The sequence below is a fragment of the Streptococcus thalassemiae genome (genome assembly GCF_903645285.1).
GTDB classification, from domain to species: Bacteria; Bacillota; Bacilli; order Lactobacillales; family Streptococcaceae; genus Streptococcus; species Streptococcus thalassemiae.
Genome location: NZ_CAHJXN010000003.1, coordinates 114,546 through 134,248, shown reverse-complemented (window position 1 = coordinate 134,248; position 19,703 = coordinate 114,546). Strand labels below are relative to the sequence as shown.

The following is a 19,703-nucleotide window of genomic DNA, read 5'->3' as shown; positions in this document are numbered from 1 at the left end:
CCTGAGGCCAATACTCAATGAAAATCAAAGAGCAAACTAGGAAACTAGCCGCAGGCTGCTCAAAGCACTGCTTTGAGGTTATAGATAGAACTGACGAAGTCAGCTCAAAACACTGTTTTGAGGTTGCAGATAGAACTGACGAAGTCAGTAACATATACATACGGCAAGGCGACGGTGACGCGGTTTGAAGAGATTTTCGAAGAGTACAAGACCCCAGGTTTTTCTTATTCATAGGTTACAACTGTGACGGCACCCTTGTCATACTCAGCGATAAAGATATTGGCTACATTGTCATACCCTTGCTTACTGAGATTATCAAGCAGCCACTCTTCGCTACGACCAATCGATTCCAAAACATCGACTTGAATCACACCGTCAGTCACAACTGGATACTTAGGATTTTCATCCCCCATTTGAACCACGATGAGTTGGCCATTTTGCTCTTGCACAGCTCGTTTAACTTGCTTCATCTGGAAAATTCCTTGGCTACGAAGTTTGAGAGCAACATCTGCCGCAGACAAGCCAACTGAACGACAGGCTTCTGGGTCAATCTTCCCATTTTTAATGAGGAGAGTTGGTTTCCCATCAATCAAGCGTTTGACAAAACGAACATTGTTATTGAGCCACTTTAGGGTCAAGACCAAAATCGTCCACATCATCAAAATCACTGCGTACTGCAGAATGCTGATTGAACTATTGTAAATCACCCCACCAATGATACCACCAAGAACATAGTTCTGAATTTGGTCTGTCGCAGAGTTAGGTGCTAGGTTTCCTTTTCCTGTCACATTGATAACAAAAACAAGCGAGAATAGACCCAGGGCCAGTTTGATTAAAATTTCTATATAGTTGAGTGTCATTTGTTTACCTCCACCAATTCAATAGCAGCTGTTTGATGCAATTCTAATTTCTCTAAAAGATACTTGTCTGGTTGGCTCCCGTTCATGGCACGATAGAAATTTGAACCTACCTTGATAAGTGCTCCATCAGTGGCAGCTGAAGTATTAACGTAAACTTCTGATTTATCCACTCCCAAGTCTTTGGAAATGACCTCTATGAAATGAAGGGAGGTTTGAAATTGATTGTTAGAGGCTTGATTGGTCTGGTATTTTGAAATTGTTACCAAAAGCATGGCTACTAAGGTCAAGGCTAAAATCATGACCAATTCCCGAAACTTAGTCCCCTTTTTATCTCGATAAGCCTTAAAAGCAAAAAATCCTGTGATGGCTAGGAGCACAATCCCAAAGCCAATCATGATTCCATTTTGCTGACTAATTTGGCTAAGCACATAGTCATATGAGTAAAATTTCATTTATTTTCACTCCCTTTCATAAAATCATTCTTCATTATAAACGAAAGAGGGTGATTTTTCAAACCATACGTTGGGGAAATAGACCTTTTTTTGGTATAATAAAATCTATAATCTGAATGAAAAAGGTAACTTTATGAAACTTATCTCATGGAATATTGATTCCCTCAATGCTGCCCTAACTAGTGACTCAGCTCGCGCAAAATTGTCCCAAGAAGTCCTACAAACCTTGGTCGCTGAAAATGCTGATATCATCGCTATCCAAGAAACCAAGCTTTCTGCCAAGGGTCCTACAAAGAAACACTTGGAAATTTTGGCTGAACTCTTCCCAGGCTACGAAAACACGTGGCGCTCTTCTCAAGAACCTGCCCGTAAAGGCTATGCTGGAACCATGTTCCTCTACAAGAAAGAACTCACACCAACTATCAGCTTCCCAGAAATCGGTGCCCCTTCTACCATGGACTTGGAAGGCCGTATCATCACTCTAGAATTTGATGATTTTTTCGTAACGCAAGTTTACACTCCAAACGCTGGCGATGGCCTCAAACGCTTGGAAGAACGCCAAGTCTGGGATGTCAAATATGCTGAGTACTTGGCTGAATTAGACAAAGAAAAACCAGTCCTTGCGACCGGTGACTACAATGTAGCCCACAATGAAATCGACCTTGCAAATCCTGCCAGCAACCGCCGTTCACCAGGATTTACAGACGAGGAACGTGCTGGATTTACCAACCTCTTGGCAACTGGATTTACCGACACCTTCCGCCATATTCATGGCGATGTTCCAGAACGCTACACTTGGTGGGCACAGCGCAGCAAGACTTCTAAAATCAACAATACAGGCTGGAGAATCGACTACTGGCTCACAAGTAACCGCATCGCTGACAAGGTGACCAAGTCTGATATGATTGACTCAGGTGCTCGCCAAGACCATACACCGATTGTCTTGGAGATTGAACTCTAAGGAGAAAACGAATGGACTATCAAGCTGTCATTCCTGAATTTGTAGTATCTGACATCGAAAAATCACGCCACTTCTACTGCGACCTGCTAGGATTCTCTGTCGAATACGAGCGTCCAGAGGAGAAATTTCTCTTCCTCTCGCTTGAAGACTGCCAACTTATGCTAGAAGAAGGCAGCTCAGAAGAATTAGCTCAGCTGACCTATCCTTTCGGGCGCGGTGTCAATATTTCCTTTGGCATTGCAGATGTTCCTCAGCTCCACCAAAAACTGCTGGAAGCTGACTATCCTATCCATCGTCCTTTGACTAAAAGAGAATTTCGAGTTGGCGAACAATATATCTACCCTCATGAATTTGCAGTTCTAGACCCAGATGGCTATTTTTTAAGATTTAGCGAGTAGAACAATAAAGATTGGGAAAAAGTCTTTAAAGTTAGAAAGAGGCATATTGTCAGGTCTTGAAAAATCTTGATAATATGTCTTTTATGATGAAAAAATCTTCTAATACTCTTCGAAAATCAAATTCAAACCACGTCAGCGTCGCCTTACCGTACTCAAGTACAGCCTGCGGCTAGCTTCCTAGTTTGCTCTTTGATTTTCATTGAGTATAAATGTTAGCCAATAAGTTAATTTTCACCCATTTTTATTATATTTGTTCGTTTTTTTATTTCAAAACACTAATAAAACATTTGATTTCTAAAGTTATTTAGTGTAGAATAAAAACATTGGCTCAAGCCTATTTGAAATTAAATATCGTTTTACTTGTTTATGTCGTGAATTGGCACGACGTTTCTACAAGGTGCCGGAACACCTAACAATAAGTAAGTCAGCAGTGAGGTATGGCCGTTTTTGCCATGCCTATTTTGGGGACTTACTTAGAGATTAAGTAGGTCTTTTTTCTATCCGTTTTACTGGATAGAAATCTGGAACAAGCAAATGCATTGGCTTTTAGACTTTAGGAGGTCTTATGAAATTATTAGAAGAGCGCATCCTCAAGGATGGGCATATCTTGGGTGATAATATCCTCAAGGTGGATTCCTTTTTAACTCACCAAGTTGACTTTAGCTTGATGCGAGAAATCGGTAAAATTTTTGCGGAAAAATTTGCTTCTGCTGGTATTACCAAAGTCGTGACCATTGAAGCGTCGGGTATTGCCCCAGCCATTTTTACAGCTGAAGCCTTAAACGTTCCCATGATTTTCGCTAAAAAAGCTAAGAACATCACTATGAACGAAGGCATCTTAACTGCCGAAGTTTACTCCTTTACCAAGCAAGTAACCAGCACCGTTTCTATCGCTGGAAAATTCCTCTCACCAGAGGACAAAGTTTTGATTATCGACGACTTCCTTGCTAATGGCCAAGCTGCTAAAGGCTTGATTCAAATCATCGAACAGGCTGGAGCCACAGTCGAAGCTATCGGTATTGTGATTGAAAAATCTTTCCAAGATGGTCGTGATTTGCTTGAAAAAGCAGGCTACCCTGTTCTATCACTCGCTCGTTTGGATCGTTTTGAAAATGGTCAGGTCGTATTTAAGGAGGCAGATCTCTAATGCAAACTCAAGAAAAACATTCGCAAGCAGCCGTTCTTGGCTTGCAACACTTACTAGCTATGTACTCAGGATCCATCCTGGTTCCCATCATGATTGCGACTGCCCTTGGCTATTCAGCTGAGCAGTTGACCTACCTGATTTCTACAGATATCTTCATGTGTGGGGTGGCAACCTTCCTTCAACTCCAACTCAACAAATACTTTGGTATTGGACTCCCAGTCGTTCTTGGAGTCGCCTTTCAGTCGGTCGCTCCCTTGATTATGATTGGGCAAAGCCATGGTAGTGGAGCTATGTTTGGTGCCCTTATTGCATCAGGGATTTACGTGGTTCTTGTTTCAGGCATCTTCTCAAAAGTGGCCAATCTCTTCCCATCTATCGTAACAGGATCTGTTATTACCACGATTGGTTTAACCTTGATTCCTGTCGCTATTGGAAATATGGGAAATAACGTTCCAGAGCCAACTGGTCAAAGTCTCTTGCTTGCAGCTATCACTGTTTTGATTATCCTCTTGATTAACATCTTTACCAAAGGATTTATCAAGTCTATCTCTATTTTGATTGGTCTGGTTGTTGGAACTGCCATTGCTGCTAGCATGGGCTTGGTTGATTTCTCTCCTGTTGCGGCAGCACCACTTGTCCATGTCCCAACTCCACTCTACTTTGGAATGCCAACCTTTGAAATCTCATCTATTGTCATGATGTGTATCATCGCAACAGTGTCTATGGTTGAATCCACTGGTGTTTACCTAGCCTTGTCTGATATCACGAAAGACCCAATCGACAGCACGCGCCTTCGCAACGGTTACCGCGCAGAAGGTTTGGCCGTACTTCTCGGAGGAATCTTTAATACCTTCCCGTACACAGGATTTTCACAAAACGTTGGTTTGGTTAAATTATCAGGTATCAAGACTCGTCTGCCAATCTACTACGCAGCTGGTTTCCTGGTTCTCCTTGGACTCCTTCCTAAGTTTGGTGCCCTTGCCCAAATCATTCCAAGCCCTGTCCTCGGTGGTGCCATGCTGGTGATGTTTGGTTTTGTGTCTATTCAAGGGATGCAAATTCTCGCTCGTGTTGACTTTGCTAACAATGAACATAACTTCCTTATCGCAGCTGTATCCATCGCTGCAGGTGTCGGTCTAAATAACAGTAATCTCTTTGTCAGCATGCCGACAGCCTTCCAAATGTTCTTCTCAAACGGAATCGTCGTAGCTAGCCTACTCGCCATTGTCCTCAATGCAATACTGAATCGTAAAAAGAAATAATAAGAAAAAGAGGTGCGGACCTCTTTTTTGTTTCTTTATATCCTTACCTGTCTTTCTTCTGACCGCTGGCCTGTGACAAACATGGTAAAGGTTGCTTTGCAGACATTTCTGCCTTCTTGATTGGTGATATCGACATCTACTACACAGGTTGTGCGACCTTGATGGACACATTCTCCTTTTATTGTCAATACATCATCAAGTTTGCCTGCCTTGAGATAGTTGATAGAGGATTGAAGCGTCACTACGTCTAATCCTAGCGAGATGAGCACCAAACCACTAATCTGGTCGCAAAGGGTAAAGAGATAGCCACCGTGGGCATAGCCATAGTAGTTGAGCGACGAGTCCACTACTTTTGTGGTCACCACAACGTGACCATCTTTCATCTCTTTAATTTCATAATTTTCAAAAGCTGATATAGCATCAAAGTGAAAATCTTTCATCATTTCCTCCTGATATTTCAAACGACACTATGATACTACTTTTTATAGTACTGTGCAAGGATAAAGCTCCTAGTCTGGTAAGATTCCGACCTGTTCTACAAAGCGCATAAAGGCTGCCTGTCCCTGTTCTGTTTGCTTGTAGACACCTGCATACTCAAGTACACGCGCAAAGATAGTACCCACAGAGTCCTTGACGATTTCAAGAGCTTTTTCTTTATCCACTAAATCTGGATGGTGGGCTTTGAGCTGGTCTGCCCATTCCTGATGATAATCGGCAACTGTCTCCCCTTCTCCCACGAGATAGCTTGCGACTTGCTCTACTTCTTCTTTCAGACGAGGTGGTAAAATAGCCAAGCCCATGACCTCAATCAAGCCGATATTTTCCTTCTTGATATGTTGGACATCTTGATGCGGATGATAGATGCCATCAGGATGTTCTGCAGAAGTCTGATTGTCTCTCAAGACCAAGTCCAACTCAAACTGGCCATCGCGTTTACGGGCAATCGGTGTGATGGTGTGATGCGGTGTTCCATTACTTTCTGCCAAAATCTGCACACTAGGATCTGAATACTGACGCCATTCCTGCAAAATCTTGTCAGCCAAGTTGATCAAATCCTCTTTGTAATCCGAAGTCAAACGTAGCACTGACATGGGCCACTTGACAATTCCAGCCTTGACCTGCTCAAAACCAGTGAAAGAGAAAGTCTTTTGCAAGGGAGCCGATTCCATAGGAAATACGTGACGGCCTCCCTGATAGTGGTCATGAGTTAGAATAGAGCCTCCCACAATCGGCAAGTCGGCATTAGAGCCAGCAAAATATCCTGGAAACTGCTCTACAATAGCCAGCAGACGTTCAAAGCTCTGACGACTAATGGCCATGGGACGATGCTGGCCATCTAAAAAGATACAATGCTCATTAAAATAAGCATAGGGCGAATACTGGAAGCCCCACTCCTGACCAGCCATTTCAAAACGGATAATACGGTGGTTGCTGCGAGCTGGGTGGTTAACTCGACCATGGTAGCCCTCATTCTCTAGACAAAGCTGACACTGAGGATAATTGCTGGCTTGTACCAACTTGGCTGCCGCAATCTCTTTGGGATCCTTTTCAGGCTTAGAGAGATTGATGGTAATTTCAAGTTCACCGTAATCAGATGGAACACGATAAGCGATATTTTTAGCAATGGCCTTGAGTTTGATGTAGTCATTCTTCTGACTGAGTTGGTAGAAATCCGCTATCGCTTGCTCAGGAGATTGGGCATAGGTTGTCCAAAAGTCACGATTGACCTGACTCGGATAAGGGGTCACCAAGTCCATCAGTTCAGCACCAAGGATTTCACGTGCAGTCTGATTATCCTCAATCGTCTCTAATCGAACGGCTTCCTCAACCAACTGGTCCTTGAGGTCAATCAATTTATCCAGATTGGTCTCAACTTCCAAAACACCATCTCCCACTCGTGCCAAGACACGATTGGTCAGGTAGATTCGATCCATTTCCTCAAAGGTACTTTCTGCAATGACGTGTGTTACAAATTTATCTACTAAGGTCACTATAGAGCCTCCTTTTGACTAGTCAAGGACGCGAGTGCCACCTGCAACTTCAGCGATATAGAAGCTTGGAGCGTAGCCAACTACTTCCTCGTAGTGTTTGCCAACAGCTTCCTTAAAGGCCTCAACTGTATCTTTTTGCACCAAGGCAATGGCACATCCGCCAAAACCTGCCCCTGTCATACGAGCACCGAGAACTCCTTCTTGTGCCCAAGCTGTGTGAACAAGAGTATCCAATTCCAAACCAGTTACTTCATAGTCATGCTCTAGAGAAACGTGTGACGCATTCATCAAACGACCGAATGTTTCCAAATCACCTGCTCGAAGGGTTGCTTGAGCTTTGAGGGTACGTTGGTTTTCAAGCACAGCATGGCGAGCACGTTTCAAACGATTTTCATCTTTAATCAGATAGCTGTATTGGTCAAAGGCCCACTCATCCAATTCACCCAAGGTCTGAATATCCAAAGCTGCTTGCAATTCTTCCACTGCTTTTTCACACTCAGCACGACGTTCATTGTATTTAGAGTCCGCCAATTCACGACGTTTATTGGTGTTCATGATAACAACGACATTGTCCTTCAAATCAAGTGGCACCAAGTCGTATTCTAAAGTATTGGTATCTAAGTAAATAGCACGTTGGTCAGCCCCCATACCGATAGCAAACTGGTCCATAATGCCAGAATTTACTCCGATAAAGTTATTTTCTGTTTGTTTTCCGATTTTAACCAAATCGAGACGCTCTAGTTTTAAATCAAAGAGATGCTCTGCCACGACCCCTGTCAAAAGTTCCAAGGATGCTGAAGAAGACAGGCCAGCACCATTTGGGATATTCCCATAAACATAAAAATCAAAACCTTTATCAATCACGTGCCCAGCTTCTTGCAAGAAATGAAGAACCCCTTTTGGATAGTTGGTCCAGTTGTGCTCTTTTTCAAATTTGAGGTCAGCGAGAGGCACTTCGATAATGCCCTTGTCCTCAAAGTTAGCTGAGTAGAAACGTAAAACTTGGTCGTCACGCTTACGAGCAGCCCCATAAGTTCCTAAGGAAATAGCTGCTGGAAATACATGTCCACCATTATAGTCTGTGTGCTCACCAATCAAGTTGATACGACCTGGTGAAAAGAATGTTTGGTCTGCTTCTTGACCAAAAACAGCAAGAAAGTCTTTACGAAGAGCTTCTGCAGTAAGATGTTGTGTCATATGATTTCTCCTTTGACTGTCCGTTAAGTCACCTTAACGTGTAATCGTTTTCTTCTATTGTATCCAAGGGATTTCCTAAGGTCAATCCTTTTTACTAAAATTTTACTAAACTATCAGTAAAAAGCAGAAAAATATGATATACTAACCTTAAAGAAGGAGGATTTATGGCTACCTTAAAAGACATTGCACAGCTAGCCTCTGTCTCTATCGCGACCGTATCCCGCGTCCTCAATCGCGACCAGAGCCTATCTGTTACAGAAGAAACCAGACACCGTATTTTAACTGTTGCTGAAGAGCTAGGCTACACCAAGCACCTCAAAACAGGCGAGTCCCATAAGCCCAAGCAAAAGATTGCCATTATTCAATGGGTCAGCGAACAAGGGGAGCTAGACGACCTCTACTACTACCAGATTCGCCTAGGCATAGAAAAAAGAGCCCAAGAGTTGGACTACGATATCTTGCGCTATTTTAATGACCATCCTTTTACCCTAAGCGAAGAAGTGATTGGGATTCTCTGCATCGGAAAATTTAGCCGAGCTCAGATTTCTGCCTTTGAAGAATACCAAAAGCCTCTTGTATTTCTAGACAGCGATACACTTTTCCTGGGACATACCTGCATTATCACGGACTTTTACACTGCCATGAAACAGGTTGTCGATTATTTTCTCAGCCAAGGGATGGACCATATCGGGATTCTAACAGGCCTTGAGGAAACAACCGACCAAGAAGAAATCATTGAGGATAAGCGACTGGAAAATTTTAGAAACTACAGTCAAACAAAAGGAATCTATCATGATGAACTGGTCTTTCAAGGAAGCTTTACTGCCCAGTCTGGCTATAACTTGATGAAGGAGGCCATTCAAAGCTTGGGAGACCAACTGCCGACAGCATTTTTCGCAGCCAGCGATAGTTTAGCTATTGGTGCCCTCCGTGCCCTCCAAGAAGCTGGAATCACCCTGCCAGACCGCGTCAGTCTTATTTCCTTTAACGACACCAGCCTGACCAAGCAAGTCTATCCTCCCCTCTCCAGCATCACCGTCTATACCGAAGAAATGGGCCGAGCAGGTATGGATATTCTTAATAAGGAAGTCCTCCACGGTCGGAAAATACCTAGCCTGACCATGCTGGGAACCAGACTGACATTGAGAGAGAGTACAAAGAATGATTAGGATTACAAAACGACCTCTAGCAAGGCTGTTTCTCTAATAATCTCTATGATTCCGCTCCAACTCACACCTTTCGCTTATGTGCTTGGTGACTTTCTAGGTCTGCATCAACTTCAATGGTAATATTTTGAAAGCCACAATCTTTGAGGAAAATTCGAATAGATTCTTTACAAGTTTCCATATGCTCCATCTCTTTTAAACAAACATGGACAATGGCATTTTTTTCCAAACCATCCATAGTCCAGAGATTAAGCTGATTGATACTAGCGACATGGTCCAATTCTGCTAAATCCGTCTTGATCTTCTGGATATCTACTCCTTCTGGCACTGCATCGAGGAATATCTTGAGCGTTCTCCAAAAACGTGGAAGGGCTTTTGACAGAATAAAGAAGGAAATAACAAGAGACAAGAGCGGATCCAAGATATACCAATCGGTAAATCGAAGAACAATGGCCATCAGGATGACAGTCACCCAACCCAAGGTATCTTCCAGAAAGTGCAGGCTGAGAATGGATTCGTTCTTGGTTTGTCCTTTGCGAATGACGAGACTCGCTAGCACATTGATAGTAATCGCAATAATTCCTAACCAGAGAATCCCCTCATCATTGATCGGTTGTGGATGAAAGATTTTCGCTATATTTTCCAAAATGACCAAAACGGACCCTGTCATAAGAATCACAGCCGTTACCATGGCCCCTAAAAGGCTAAAACGCTTGTAGCCCAAGGTATAGTGGCTGTCTTCTTCACGATTAGAGATTGTTTCTAAAAAGGCCGATATGCCAATGGCTATAGCATCTCCCAAGTCATGGACAGAATCAGCAAGAACAGCACTCGAACCAAAGATTCCTCCTGCGATAAACTCAACAATGGCATAGCTTAAATTTAAGAAAAAAGCTACCCAAACAGTATATTTTGCCTTCATCTTTCTCATTCCTTTGTTATAATAATTTTATGAACACCTTGTTCATTATCATTATCCACTAAAATTCAAAGAAAGGATAGAAGCAAAACGTCAGCTTTATTCAGTTCTGAACAATTTGCCTCAAGTGTCCATATGACTAACATTGACCGCCGTATCAGCAAAACCAAAAAAGCCATCTATCAAGCTTTTCTACAACTTTTGAACGATAAGGGGTACGAAGCCACTACAGTTCAGGATATCATTGATCTCGCAGATGTAGGACGTTCCACCTTTTACTGTCACTATGAGAGTAAGGAACTACTTCTGGACGAGCTTTGCCGCCATCTCTTCCATCACCTCTTTGAACGTGAAAAGCATCTCTCAACAGAGGATTATTTGGCGCATATCTTTTTGCATTTTAAGAAAAATCAAGACCATATTACCAGTCTTCTCTTATCAAAAAACGACTACTTTCTCCGCCAACTGCAAAAAGAGCTCAAACATCATGTCTACCCGATGGTCGTCCAAGACTTGCAAACAGTTCATCCCAAGATTCCGTCATCCTATCTCAAACACCTAGTCGTCAGCCACTTCATTGAAACCCTCAGCTGGTGGTTGAAAAAAGGCAAATCCTATAGCGAACAAGAAGTGGTCCAATTTTATTTGGAAATCCTACATGTCTATAATTAAACGTCAAAACGAGTCCAAAAGGGCTCGCTTTGACGTTTTATGGATTAAATTGTTTAGGAATGACAATAAATAGAAGGGTCACTAGGACTGAAATCCCAACTCCTGCGGGGAAAATCGTTAGGGACAAGATTAATCCAAGAATCTTAATGCCAATGTCCCAGATCAACCAATTTTGGCGATCTGCATTCAACCCATACATTTCTGCACTATCATTTACCTCCTCAAGCGTACGATAATACCATAAGACTGAAAAAGTAATCAGTAGGACGATGACTCCGTAAAAGGCCTGCATAGTCCCATTCGTAAAATGAGTCGCTATGAGCTGTGTCGCATAGGGAAAGAGAGAAGAGAAAAAAAGCATAACAATGGTAGCCCAAACCGTTTTTTGACTGATTTTTTGAATAAGGTGGGAGGCAGCGTGAATATTGGCCCACATAGCTCCTAGCCAAAAGAAAGAGATGGCGTAGGCGAGAAAATTTGTTCGAAGCTCCCATAATCCTTGTACATCAAATGTGTTCGGTTTTTCCAACTCAAGCACCAAGATAGTCATAACGATGGCTAAAACTGCATCTATAAAAGCCCCCAAACGTTCTTTTTCCATGATTTGCGGTTGTTTATTCATTTTCCAATCCTTTCAACTCTCACTATACTTCGTTAATAAGTGATCGTTTATTTCTATGCTACAGTATAGCATGTTTTGATAAAAAATTAAACTCGGAAGAGCAAAATAGATTTGATTCATATCCTCCAAGTATATCACTTCATTTAACAATTAGGAAATCGGCTTCTCCTTATCGGAAGTAGCCTTGCGACCTTATCTCTCATCCTATACTTCCTTTTGCCGCTTGTTGTACTATCTCTTTGGCTGGTTGGCTGTGGGGTGATTTGCTACGGAGCCTATGGGAATGACAAACAGAAAAAAACCAACATATATCGCACCACATCGTTCGTATAACGAGAGCTATTATCATTATGGTATTATTCATTTTGCTCTAACACAAAAAAGGATCATCCGATCCTTTTTTACTTTTTAAGCACTCTTTGCTGCCTTGCTCCATTGATACCAACCAACTAGACTGTTAATGAGATAAATTAGATATTTCCCTTGAATTTGCAGGCTTTCTCCCCACCAGAGATAGATAGAAAAGACATTGGTAGCTGCCCAGAATATCCATTGTTCACGGTAAACAGCTGTCATGAGGATTTGCCCTACCCCATTGGTCGCATCAGTGATGGAATCGCGATAAGGACGATTAGCACCAATAGACTGATAAATAAAACCAAAGGCCAACCACCAAAGAACACTAATGGAAAGATACTTTGTCCAACTCTTGCCATCCAGTTTACGTGCGACAAACTCCTGTTTTTCCTTCTTAAACTGTGCCTGATAAATCCAAACTAGAAGTCCAATTGGCTGCATGACTGTGAAGTAAAGTGTCGTCAGTACCTCACCATAAAAGCCTTTCTGTAGGGCCAAAATAAGGTAAATAATAGAGTTAATCAAGCCAAAAAGATAATTACTTGCCCGACCTTCCGATACAAAGATAACACAGATAATCCCAGTTAGGCTACAAATCATCCCAATCCAGTCAACAATACGGTGTTCATAAATCAATTCCAGCCAGAGAGTAAAACTTCCTAAAACCAACAAATAAAGCCACTGGGCAAAACTACGATGGGCAAAGAGGTCATTCCAAATAGCCTTCATAGTCCCTGAAAATCCTAAATCAGCCATAGCCGTAACCATACGGCGGTAACCACCTGACATTTCACCTAGGGTTGTTTTGATATTTTCAATTTTCTTTTGCAAATAAGTATGCATCATTTCTCCTTTTGTTTTTAAAGAGCCGTGTCTGGATAGACTTTCGGACGCAACGCTCTATTAGATAATGAACTGTCTATACACAAGATTTCTAACCTTAGTCGACATGAGCTGAAAATCCTTATATGTTAAATAGTTCACAACACATTATACACCTATTTTATGAATAGCCAAGTGTCTTTACAGTAAAAATTAGAAATTCCTGAAAATTTTCTCTTTCTTTCTATTTTAAGTGACATTCAGTAATTCTCACATCAAAAAAGCCCAGACGACATTGTCTGAGCTTTCTTCTATATAGTCGTTTAACCAAGTTGAGTTTAGCTTTTCAAGCTATTTCTTCAACAAACCTTGTTCTTGTAGAAACTCCTTGGCTACTTGTTCTGCTGACTTGCCTTCAACACCGACTTGGTAGTTGAGCTGGCTCATCTGGCTTTCTGTAATCTTACCAGCCAATTTATTGAGAACTCTTTCCAACTCTGGGTGTTTCTTGAGAAGAGCTTCTTTCATGAGTGGAGCCCCTTGATAAGGTGGGAAGAGTTGCCTGTCATCTTCCAAGACCTGCAAATCATAACGCTCCAATTCCGCATCAGTCGAATAGGCGTCCGTAATTTGAATATCGCCTGACTGAATTGCCTGATAGCGAAGGGCTGGTTCCATGGTCGCCACATTGAGATTGAGACCATACATTGACTGCAAGCCCTTATTTCCATCTTCACGGTCATTAAACTCAAGTGTAAAGCCTGCCTTCAATTGCCCTTCCACTTTTTTCAAGTCCGAAATGGTCTTCAAGCCGTATTCCTGAGCAATCTTTTTCGGAACAGCTACAGCGTAGGTATTTTGATAAGACATGGGTTTGAGATAGGCTAGATGATCCTGTTTGGCAATGCCATCACGCGCCACATTATAAACCTGCTCTGGCTCATGACTCACTTTAGGTGATGGTTGCAGCAAACTTTCAGTCACCGTACCGGTAAATTCAGGATAGATGTCAATATCACCTTTTTTCAAAGCTTCATAGAGGAAGCTTGTTTTCCCAAAATTTGGTTTAACAGTCGCAGTCATACTGGTATTTTCTTCAATCAGCAATTTATACATATTGGCCAAAATTTCTGGTTCTGGACCCAATTTTCCAGCAATAACCAAGTTTTCTTTCTCTTTTTGAGCTAAGAGGGCTGGACTATAAGACAGACCTAGCAATAAGGTCACCAAGGCAAAACCAGAAAAAATCGTCCGCAATTTTGCTTTTTCCATCACTTTTAGTAGGAAGTTAAAGGCAATGGCAAGCACTGCAGAAGAAAGTGCCCCAATCAAAATTAGACTGGCATTATTACGGTCAATTCCCAAAAGGATAAAGGAACCCAGTCCCCCTGCACCAATCAAGGCCGCCAAGGTTGCCGTACCGATAATCAAAACAGCTGCCGTCCGAATCCCAGACATGATAACCGGCATAGCAAGTGGAATTTCAAACTTCTTGAGACGCTCCCACCTAGTCATCCCAAAGGCAATCCCAGCCTCTTGCAGACTCGGATCAATTCCCTTGAGCCCAGTGATGGTATTTTGTAAAATCGGAAAGATCGCATAAATCACTAGTGCTGTCAAAGCCGGCAAGGTTCCAATTCCCATCAAGGGAATAAAGAGCCCCAACAAGGCCAGTGACGGGATGGTCTGGAAAATCCCTGCAATCTGCAAGACCCAATCCGCCAACTTCTCATGATAGCGAAGAGAAACAGCCAAGGGAATCGCGATAAAAATAGCTAGTAACAGGGTCAAAAGTGACAACTGCAAATGTTGAGATAGAGCTGTCAACCAATCACTAAAACGATCCTGAAAAGTTGCAATTAAATTAGTCATGAACACTACCTCCAAACAAGTCTGCTACAAATTCTGTGGCAGGAGCTTTTAAAATGGTCTCGGGATTCGCCACCTGACGAATCTCTCCATCCTGCAAAACAGCAATACGGTCCGCCAATTTCAAGGCTTCATCCGTATCATGGGTCACAAAAATCGTTGTCATTCCAAACTCTTTATGCAATTCTTTCGTCAGAACCTGCAACTGTTTTCTCGAAATAGCATCCAAGGCTGAAAAAGGCTCATCCATGAGGAGAATCTTAGGCTGACCAATCATAGCTCGGACAATACCGACCCGTTGCTGTTCTCCACCAGATAATTCACTAGGTAAACGATGCCCATACTCGGCTACTGGTAAACCAACCTTAGCCAAAAGCTCTTCAGTTTTCTGAGCAATTTCTTCCTTAGTCCAGCCCTTCATTTCAGGAATCAGGGCAATATTTTCTGCAACCGTTAGATTGGGAAAGAGAGCAATGGCCTGTAAAACATAACCAGTAGACAGACGAAGTTCACGCTCATCATAATCTTTGATGCGCTTGTCATCCATATAAATATTTCCATCAGTTGGCTCCAAGAGACGGTTAATCATCTTGATCATGGTCGTCTTACCTGAGCCAGATGGCCCAACTAAAACCATAAACTCGCCATTCTCAATTCGTAAATTGACATCTCTCAAAACATCTTTTTCTGTGTAGCGTAGCGCTACATTTTTGTATTCAATCATTCTGTATCCTCAATTTAAAACTTCCCTCGATTGATCAAGTCTTCTACCTTGGGCATGACTTCCTTATTGTCCCAATGCTCCACAATTTTCCCGTTCTCTAAACGGAAGATATCGTACTGGGCAAAAGCAAGGCCATCAATCTGAGTCTGACCATAGCTAGCCACATAATTTCCTTGTCCTAAGAGTTGGAAAACAAAGTCAAAAGTGGCCTTTACTTATAAACAGCTAATTTGATCTATTTTAATCCTCATTTGCCTTCTCTTTCAGATTTGCCAAAATTCTTTCTTGAAAGGCTTCAAATTGCCGAATTTCTTCCTCTGAAAATCCTTTGTAAAAAATCGTATCCAATTTCTGACTGACACGATGCCCCACTTCTTTCTGGGACTTGCCCAACTCCGTTAAAACTAAATACTTCTTACGCTTGTCTTTTCCACATGGACTAACAATTACAAGCTTTTGTTCCTCTAGCTTTTTAATCATAGTAGTCAGCGTATTATTCGCAAGCCCAGTTGCCAGAGCAATATCTGTCGCAGTTGCGCAGCCAGTTTTACTATTCCATAAAACCGCTAAAATCTTGCCCTGTTCACCCCTATAAAGAGCCTCAGGATCTTGGGTCAGTAGCTTTTGAAAAATCCGCCCGTTCAACAAACGAATATGATGGGCTAGCAAATGACTATCTTTCATAGCACCTCCAATTTATTTCTATATCGATACGAATAAAGAACATTATAATACTTATCATTCTAATTGTCAACTATTTCGATGTAGAAATAATTTTTGTTAATGATTCACACCACCATACTCCGGCTCAACTAACTTTTAACGAGAGTTTCTAAACTCCTTCGTCCTCCAGTCTACAAAAGCCTTCCATCTGTACTATCCTATATTTTATGAGGGGACACATTTTTCCTATCAGACCATTTATTTTAAAGATAGAAGTAAATCATAATTGCTTCCATCTGTTCTTTTATAGTATATTGAAGTTAGACTAGGGCACTGTATCTTCTAAAACATTGATAGAAAGCGATTTGAATTTCCCAATCAATTTGTTCGTATTTATAACATTTTGAAACTGGAATAGGACGCTATGACTGCTAAAATATTTCTATAAATTCATTTGATCTTCCTAATCAATTTGTTCATATCTTATTTCATTCCGCTATAATTTCACCTTGCCCTATCTTTTTCGTAGCACCCTTCAAACAGCCTATCCCCTACCGTTTGACGATTCCTCACTTCGCTCCACTTCCATTACAGAAGTTTCTTCACTACTATGGTCTCGGCTGACTTCTCATGATTCCTTGTTACTACTATTTGAACGCTCACGAGATAGGTCTTACAAAAAATGCTTTGATCCACAATGGAATCAAAGCATTTTAAAAATCTCCCCATACATAAGCGCAGAAGCTGCGGTTCCTCTGTACTTGGCTTCTTCTCTTTTAATAAAGCGAGCCAAGTTGAGCAACTCAGGTGCCGGATGTCTGGGATTCTTGAGCAATTCACGATTGACCAGTCCTGAGAGACGAACTGCCAGCAATTGCTCATTTGTAGTAGGCAGTTTTTTAGCAGTCTCTAGGAGAGCAGCAACTAAATCTTCACTCAAATCATCTCGAGCATGATTGTAAAGATCTTTTATAAGGCTTTCTAGGTTTGGTTCTACCATCCCTACCACCTCCCTTATGGTTTAATAATTTTTAATCAAATCAACTGTTGAACGATCCAATTTCTTCACCAAGGCTTGCAAGAAAGCTTGCGCTTCTAGGAAGTCATCCATTGCATAGAGGGTTTGGTGAGAATGGATATAACGAGCGCAAACACCGATTGTTGTAGATGGGACACCACCATTTTTCAGATGAGCTGCGCCAGCATCCGTTCCGCCTTTACCACAGTAGTATTGGTACTTGATACCAGCTTCTTCAGCCGTTGTCAAAAGAAAATCCTTCATCCCTGGGAGAAGCAAGTGACCTGGATCGTAGAAACGAATCAAGGTTCCATCTCCAATCTTGCCTTGACCACCGTAGACATCACCTGCTGGGGAGCAATCAACTGCTAGGAAGACTTCTGGGTCAAACTTAGTTGTGGAAGTATGAGCACCGCGGAGACCAACTTCTTCTTGGACGTTAGAACCCAGATAGAGTTCATTGCCAAGTTTTTGACCTGACAGAGCTTCTGCCAACTCGCTCACCATGAGAACTCCATAGCGATTGTCCCAAGCTTTTGAGATGATATTTTTTTCATTGGCTGTCAAGATTGCAGAACTATCTGGTACGATGGTGTCACCAGGACGGAGGCCAAAACTTTCTGCCTCAGCCTTATCTACAAAACCACCATCAAAGACGATATCTGCAATAGCTGGCATAGTTGGTCCACCCTTTCCACGAGTCAAATGTGGCGGAACAGAACCCGAAATCACTGGAATTTCACGACCATCACGAGTCAAGAGTTTGAAACGTTGGCTGCTGACTACCATAGGGTTCCAGCCACCGATTTCTACGACACGGAAGGTACCGTCTGGCTTGATCTCGCTGACCATAAAACCAACTTCGTCCATATGAGAAGCGACCAAGACGCGCGGTGCATCTGCAGCTTCTGAATGTTTGATACCAAAAATACCACCCAAGCCATCTGTCACCACTTCATCCACGTGCGGTGTCAACTTTTCACGAAGATAAGCGCGGACAGGTGCTTCATGACCTGAGATCGCAGCAAGTTCTGTTACTTCTTTGATTTTTGAAAATAATGTTGTCATTTCAGTTCCTTCTTTCTTTCATCCATTTTACCACTTTTTATAGGAGAAGGATAGCGGGAAGGTGGATTTCTAAATTAGTATCTTAGTCCTGCTCTATCTTAGAAAAAAGCTTGTATTTTCTTGCATGTGAGGTAAAATCTAAGAACTATTCCAAGATTAACCCAACTCTTAATTCCCAAACAAAAAACAATTCAATGCTATATTTGTTCAGTTTTTCATGGAATTCACAGAAAATAGTTGACTTTCCCTTCTTCTTTCTTTAAAATAGTACAAAATTAGAAAAGGAAAAAATCATGACCAAAACAATTCTTGTTACAGGTGGGGCTGGCTACATTGGCTCCCATACCGTTAAAGCTCTTTTAAATGCTGGCTATCAGGTACATGTCCTCGATAATCTCTCTACAGGAAATCGAGCGGCTGTAGATAGTCGTGCTAGCTTTAAAGAACTGGATGTTTATGATGCTAGCGCCTTAAAATCTTATTTGGAAGAAAATCAGATTGATGCTGTTCTCCATTGTGCGGGTGAAATTGTTGTGAGCGAAAGTATTGAAAATCCAAGCAAATACTTCACTGCCAATGTTGCTGGTATGAATCAAGTTCTCAAAGTCTTATCTGAAGTTGGCATTCAAAAAATCATGTTCTCTTCGACTGCTTCCCTCTATGGTAATAACTGTATTGACAAGCCTGCAACTGAAGATACTCTGCTCGACCCTGTCAACCCTTATGCAGAGACAAAATTGATGGGTGAACGAATGATTTACTGGATGGCCAATCGCTACGATTGGAAATATGTCATTTTCCGTTACTTTAATGTAGCTGGGGCTGAAATGGATGCTTCAAACGGTCTGCGTGTGAAAAATCCAACTCATATCATTCCAAATATCAACAAGACCGCATTGGGACAAAATGATAGTCTGAAAATATTTGGAGATGACTACGATACACGTGATGGTTCATGTATTCGAGATTACATTCATGTCTTGGATCTTGCACAGGCTCATGTTAAAGGAATGAACTACCTATTTCAAGAAAACAGTTCTTCTCAAATCTTTAACTTAGGAACTGAAAAAGGCTATACCGTCAAAGAAATCTTTAAAACTGCTGAAGAATTACTGAATCAAAAAATACCACACGAAATTGTTGCTCGCCGTGCTGGTGACCCAGCTAGCGTCCTAGCAGACGCATCAAAAGCTAAAAAATATCTTGATTGGAAGGCTAGCTACTCCCTTGAAGATATTATTTTATCGGATTATCATTGGCGTGTTAAAGAAGGCAAAAACATTTTGGAATAAATAGCAGAAACATCAATCATAAATAAAAACACAGATAGATGGCACTTGATAAATACCAAGTATCATCTATCTGTTTTTATACATTAGAATCCAATTTATACTCTTCGAAAATCTCTTCAAACCACGTCAACGTCACCTTGCCGTAGGTATGGTTACTGACTTCGCCAGTTCTATCCACAACCTCAAAACACTGTTTTGAGCAGCCTGCGGCTAGTTTCCTAATTTGCTCTTTGATTTTCATTG

21 protein-coding genes, 2 pseudogenes and 1 riboswitch are annotated in these 19,703 nt (G+C 41.7%); of the genes and pseudogenes, 8 read left to right on the top strand and 15 right to left on the bottom strand.

What is annotated here, in order from left to right:
* The first annotated feature begins 17 nt into the window (after positions 1 to 17).
* On the top strand, positions 18 to 188 hold the full coding sequence (locus tag HWX15_RS09940; protein ID WP_254867345.1) for a hypothetical protein: 171 nt from the start codon (positions 18 to 20) through the stop codon (positions 186 to 188).
* 36 nt (positions 189 to 224) lie between these two features.
* On the opposite strand, the gene HWX15_RS05900 is transcribed toward HWX15_RS09940, so the two are convergent.
* Both HWX15_RS05900 and HWX15_RS05895 read right to left on the bottom strand, forming a co-directional pair.
* On the bottom strand, positions 225 to 860 hold the full coding sequence (locus HWX15_RS05900) for a DUF421 domain-containing protein (RefSeq protein ID WP_175880526.1): 636 nt from the start codon (positions 858 to 860) through the stop codon (positions 225 to 227).
* On the bottom strand, positions 857 to 1,312 hold the full coding sequence (locus tag HWX15_RS05895) for a DUF3290 family protein (protein WP_175880525.1): 456 nt from the start codon (positions 1,310 to 1,312) through the stop codon (positions 857 to 859). The genes HWX15_RS05900 and HWX15_RS05895 overlap by 4 nt, the downstream gene beginning before the upstream one ends.
* Positions 1,313 to 1,445: 133 nt before the next feature.
* On the opposite strand from HWX15_RS05895, the gene HWX15_RS05890 reads away from it, so the two are divergent.
* The 4 genes and pseudogenes from HWX15_RS05890 to HWX15_RS05875 all read left to right on the top strand — a co-directional run bounded on the left by HWX15_RS05890 (position 1,446) and on the right by HWX15_RS05875 (position 5,156).
* On the top strand, positions 1,446 to 2,273 hold the full coding sequence (locus tag HWX15_RS05890) for an exodeoxyribonuclease III (RefSeq protein ID WP_175880524.1): 828 nt from the start codon (positions 1,446 to 1,448) through the stop codon (positions 2,271 to 2,273).
* 11 nt (positions 2,274 to 2,284) lie between these two features.
* Positions 2,285 to 2,671, top strand: a complete 387-nt coding sequence (locus HWX15_RS05885) for a bleomycin resistance protein (protein ID WP_175880523.1) — start codon at positions 2,285 to 2,287, stop codon at positions 2,669 to 2,671.
* Between the two features lie 340 nt (positions 2,672 to 3,011).
* Positions 3,012 to 3,107, top strand: a riboswitch (purine riboswitch).
* A 129-nt stretch (positions 3,108 to 3,236) separates the two neighbouring features.
* Entirely contained in the window at positions 3,237 to 3,818 is a 582-nt protein-coding gene (locus HWX15_RS05880; RefSeq protein ID WP_175880522.1) for a xanthine phosphoribosyltransferase, read from the top strand.
* Positions 3,818 to 5,156: pseudogene (locus tag HWX15_RS05875) on the top strand (nucleobase:cation symporter-2 family protein). The gene HWX15_RS05880 and the pseudogene HWX15_RS05875 overlap by 1 nt, the downstream one beginning before the upstream one ends.
* Here the strand turns inward: HWX15_RS05875 and HWX15_RS05870 are convergent.
* The 3 genes from HWX15_RS05870 to HWX15_RS05860 form a co-directional block, all read right to left on the bottom strand.
* On the bottom strand, positions 5,116 to 5,520 hold the full coding sequence (locus HWX15_RS05870; protein ID WP_175880521.1) for a PaaI family thioesterase: 405 nt from the start codon (positions 5,518 to 5,520) through the stop codon (positions 5,116 to 5,118). The pseudogene HWX15_RS05875 and the gene HWX15_RS05870 overlap by 41 nt on opposite strands.
* Before the next feature lie 69 nt (positions 5,521 to 5,589).
* The gene (locus HWX15_RS05865; RefSeq protein ID WP_175880520.1) at positions 5,590 to 7,071 is read right to left on the bottom strand and encodes a UDP-glucose--hexose-1-phosphate uridylyltransferase; all 1,482 of its coding nucleotides are present in this window, start codon (positions 7,069 to 7,071) and stop codon (positions 5,590 to 5,592) included.
* Positions 7,072 to 7,089: 18 nt separating this feature from the next.
* Positions 7,090 to 8,268, bottom strand: coding sequence for a galactokinase (locus HWX15_RS05860; protein ID WP_175880519.1), 1,179 nt, complete (start codon positions 8,266 to 8,268; stop codon positions 7,090 to 7,092).
* Positions 8,269 to 8,432: 164 nt separating this feature from the next.
* Here HWX15_RS05860 and galR point away from each other — a divergent pair, with 164 nt between their 5' ends.
* Positions 8,433 to 9,437: a DNA-binding transcriptional regulator GalR gene (gene galR, locus HWX15_RS05855; protein WP_175880518.1), complete on the top strand. Its 1,005-nt coding sequence runs from the start codon at positions 8,433 to 8,435 to the stop codon at positions 9,435 to 9,437.
* A 61-nt stretch (positions 9,438 to 9,498) separates the two neighbouring features.
* Here galR and HWX15_RS05850 read toward each other — a convergent pair whose 3' ends face one another.
* A complete protein-coding gene (locus HWX15_RS05850; protein ID WP_175880517.1) occupies positions 9,499 to 10,356 on the bottom strand; it encodes a cation diffusion facilitator family transporter in 858 nt (285 codons plus the stop codon).
* Positions 10,357 to 10,488: 132 nt separating this feature from the next.
* Between HWX15_RS05850 and HWX15_RS05845 the strand changes: the two genes are divergently transcribed.
* Positions 10,489 to 11,025, top strand: a complete 537-nt coding sequence (locus HWX15_RS05845) for a TetR/AcrR family transcriptional regulator (protein ID WP_175880516.1) — start codon at positions 10,489 to 10,491, stop codon at positions 11,023 to 11,025.
* A 37-nt stretch (positions 11,026 to 11,062) separates the two neighbouring features.
* Here HWX15_RS05845 and HWX15_RS05840 read toward each other — a convergent pair whose 3' ends face one another.
* From HWX15_RS05840 to pepA, 8 genes and pseudogenes are all read right to left on the bottom strand, one after another.
* A complete protein-coding gene (locus HWX15_RS05840; protein ID WP_175880515.1) occupies positions 11,063 to 11,647 on the bottom strand; it encodes a TMEM175 family protein in 585 nt (194 codons plus the stop codon).
* 408 nt (positions 11,648 to 12,055) lie between these two features.
* On the bottom strand, positions 12,056 to 12,847 hold the full coding sequence (pnuC, locus tag HWX15_RS05835) for a nicotinamide riboside transporter PnuC (protein ID WP_175880728.1): 792 nt from the start codon (positions 12,845 to 12,847) through the stop codon (positions 12,056 to 12,058).
* A gap of 330 nt (positions 12,848 to 13,177) precedes the next feature.
* On the bottom strand, positions 13,178 to 14,698 hold the full coding sequence (locus tag HWX15_RS05830; RefSeq protein ID WP_175880514.1) for an ABC transporter permease/substrate-binding protein: 1,521 nt from the start codon (positions 14,696 to 14,698) through the stop codon (positions 13,178 to 13,180).
* Complete coding sequence (locus HWX15_RS05825; RefSeq protein ID WP_175880513.1) at positions 14,691 to 15,419, bottom strand: ATP-binding cassette domain-containing protein; 729 nt, start codon at positions 15,417 to 15,419, stop codon at positions 14,691 to 14,693. The genes HWX15_RS05830 and HWX15_RS05825 overlap by 8 nt, the downstream gene beginning before the upstream one ends.
* Before the next feature lie 14 nt (positions 15,420 to 15,433).
* A pseudogene (locus HWX15_RS05820) lies at positions 15,434 to 15,625 on the bottom strand (nuclear transport factor 2 family protein); the annotation flags it as partial.
* A 34-nt stretch (positions 15,626 to 15,659) separates the two neighbouring features.
* Positions 15,660 to 16,103, bottom strand: coding sequence for a MarR family winged helix-turn-helix transcriptional regulator (locus HWX15_RS05815; protein ID WP_000655210.1), 444 nt, complete (start codon positions 16,101 to 16,103; stop codon positions 15,660 to 15,662).
* A 682-nt stretch (positions 16,104 to 16,785) separates the two neighbouring features.
* The gene (locus HWX15_RS05810; protein WP_173275308.1) at positions 16,786 to 17,082 is read right to left on the bottom strand and encodes a bacteriocin immunity family protein; all 297 of its coding nucleotides are present in this window, start codon (positions 17,080 to 17,082) and stop codon (positions 16,786 to 16,788) included.
* A gap of 21 nt (positions 17,083 to 17,103) precedes the next feature.
* On the bottom strand, positions 17,104 to 18,168 hold the full coding sequence (gene pepA, locus HWX15_RS05805; protein ID WP_175880511.1) for a glutamyl aminopeptidase: 1,065 nt from the start codon (positions 18,166 to 18,168) through the stop codon (positions 17,104 to 17,106).
* A 293-nt stretch (positions 18,169 to 18,461) separates the two neighbouring features.
* Here pepA and galE point away from each other — a divergent pair, with 293 nt between their 5' ends.
* Positions 18,462 to 19,460 carry a UDP-glucose 4-epimerase GalE gene (gene galE / locus HWX15_RS05800; RefSeq protein WP_175880510.1) on the top strand — a complete coding sequence of 333 codons (999 nt, stop codon included), beginning with the start codon at positions 18,462 to 18,464 and terminating at the stop codon, positions 19,458 to 19,460.
* A 76-nt stretch (positions 19,461 to 19,536) separates the two neighbouring features.
* Here galE and HWX15_RS09935 read toward each other — a convergent pair whose 3' ends face one another.
* The gene (locus HWX15_RS09935) at positions 19,537 to 19,701 is read right to left on the bottom strand and encodes a hypothetical protein (protein WP_240155821.1); all 165 of its coding nucleotides are present in this window, start codon (positions 19,699 to 19,701) and stop codon (positions 19,537 to 19,539) included.
* Between the last annotated feature and the right edge of the window lie 2 nt (positions 19,702 to 19,703).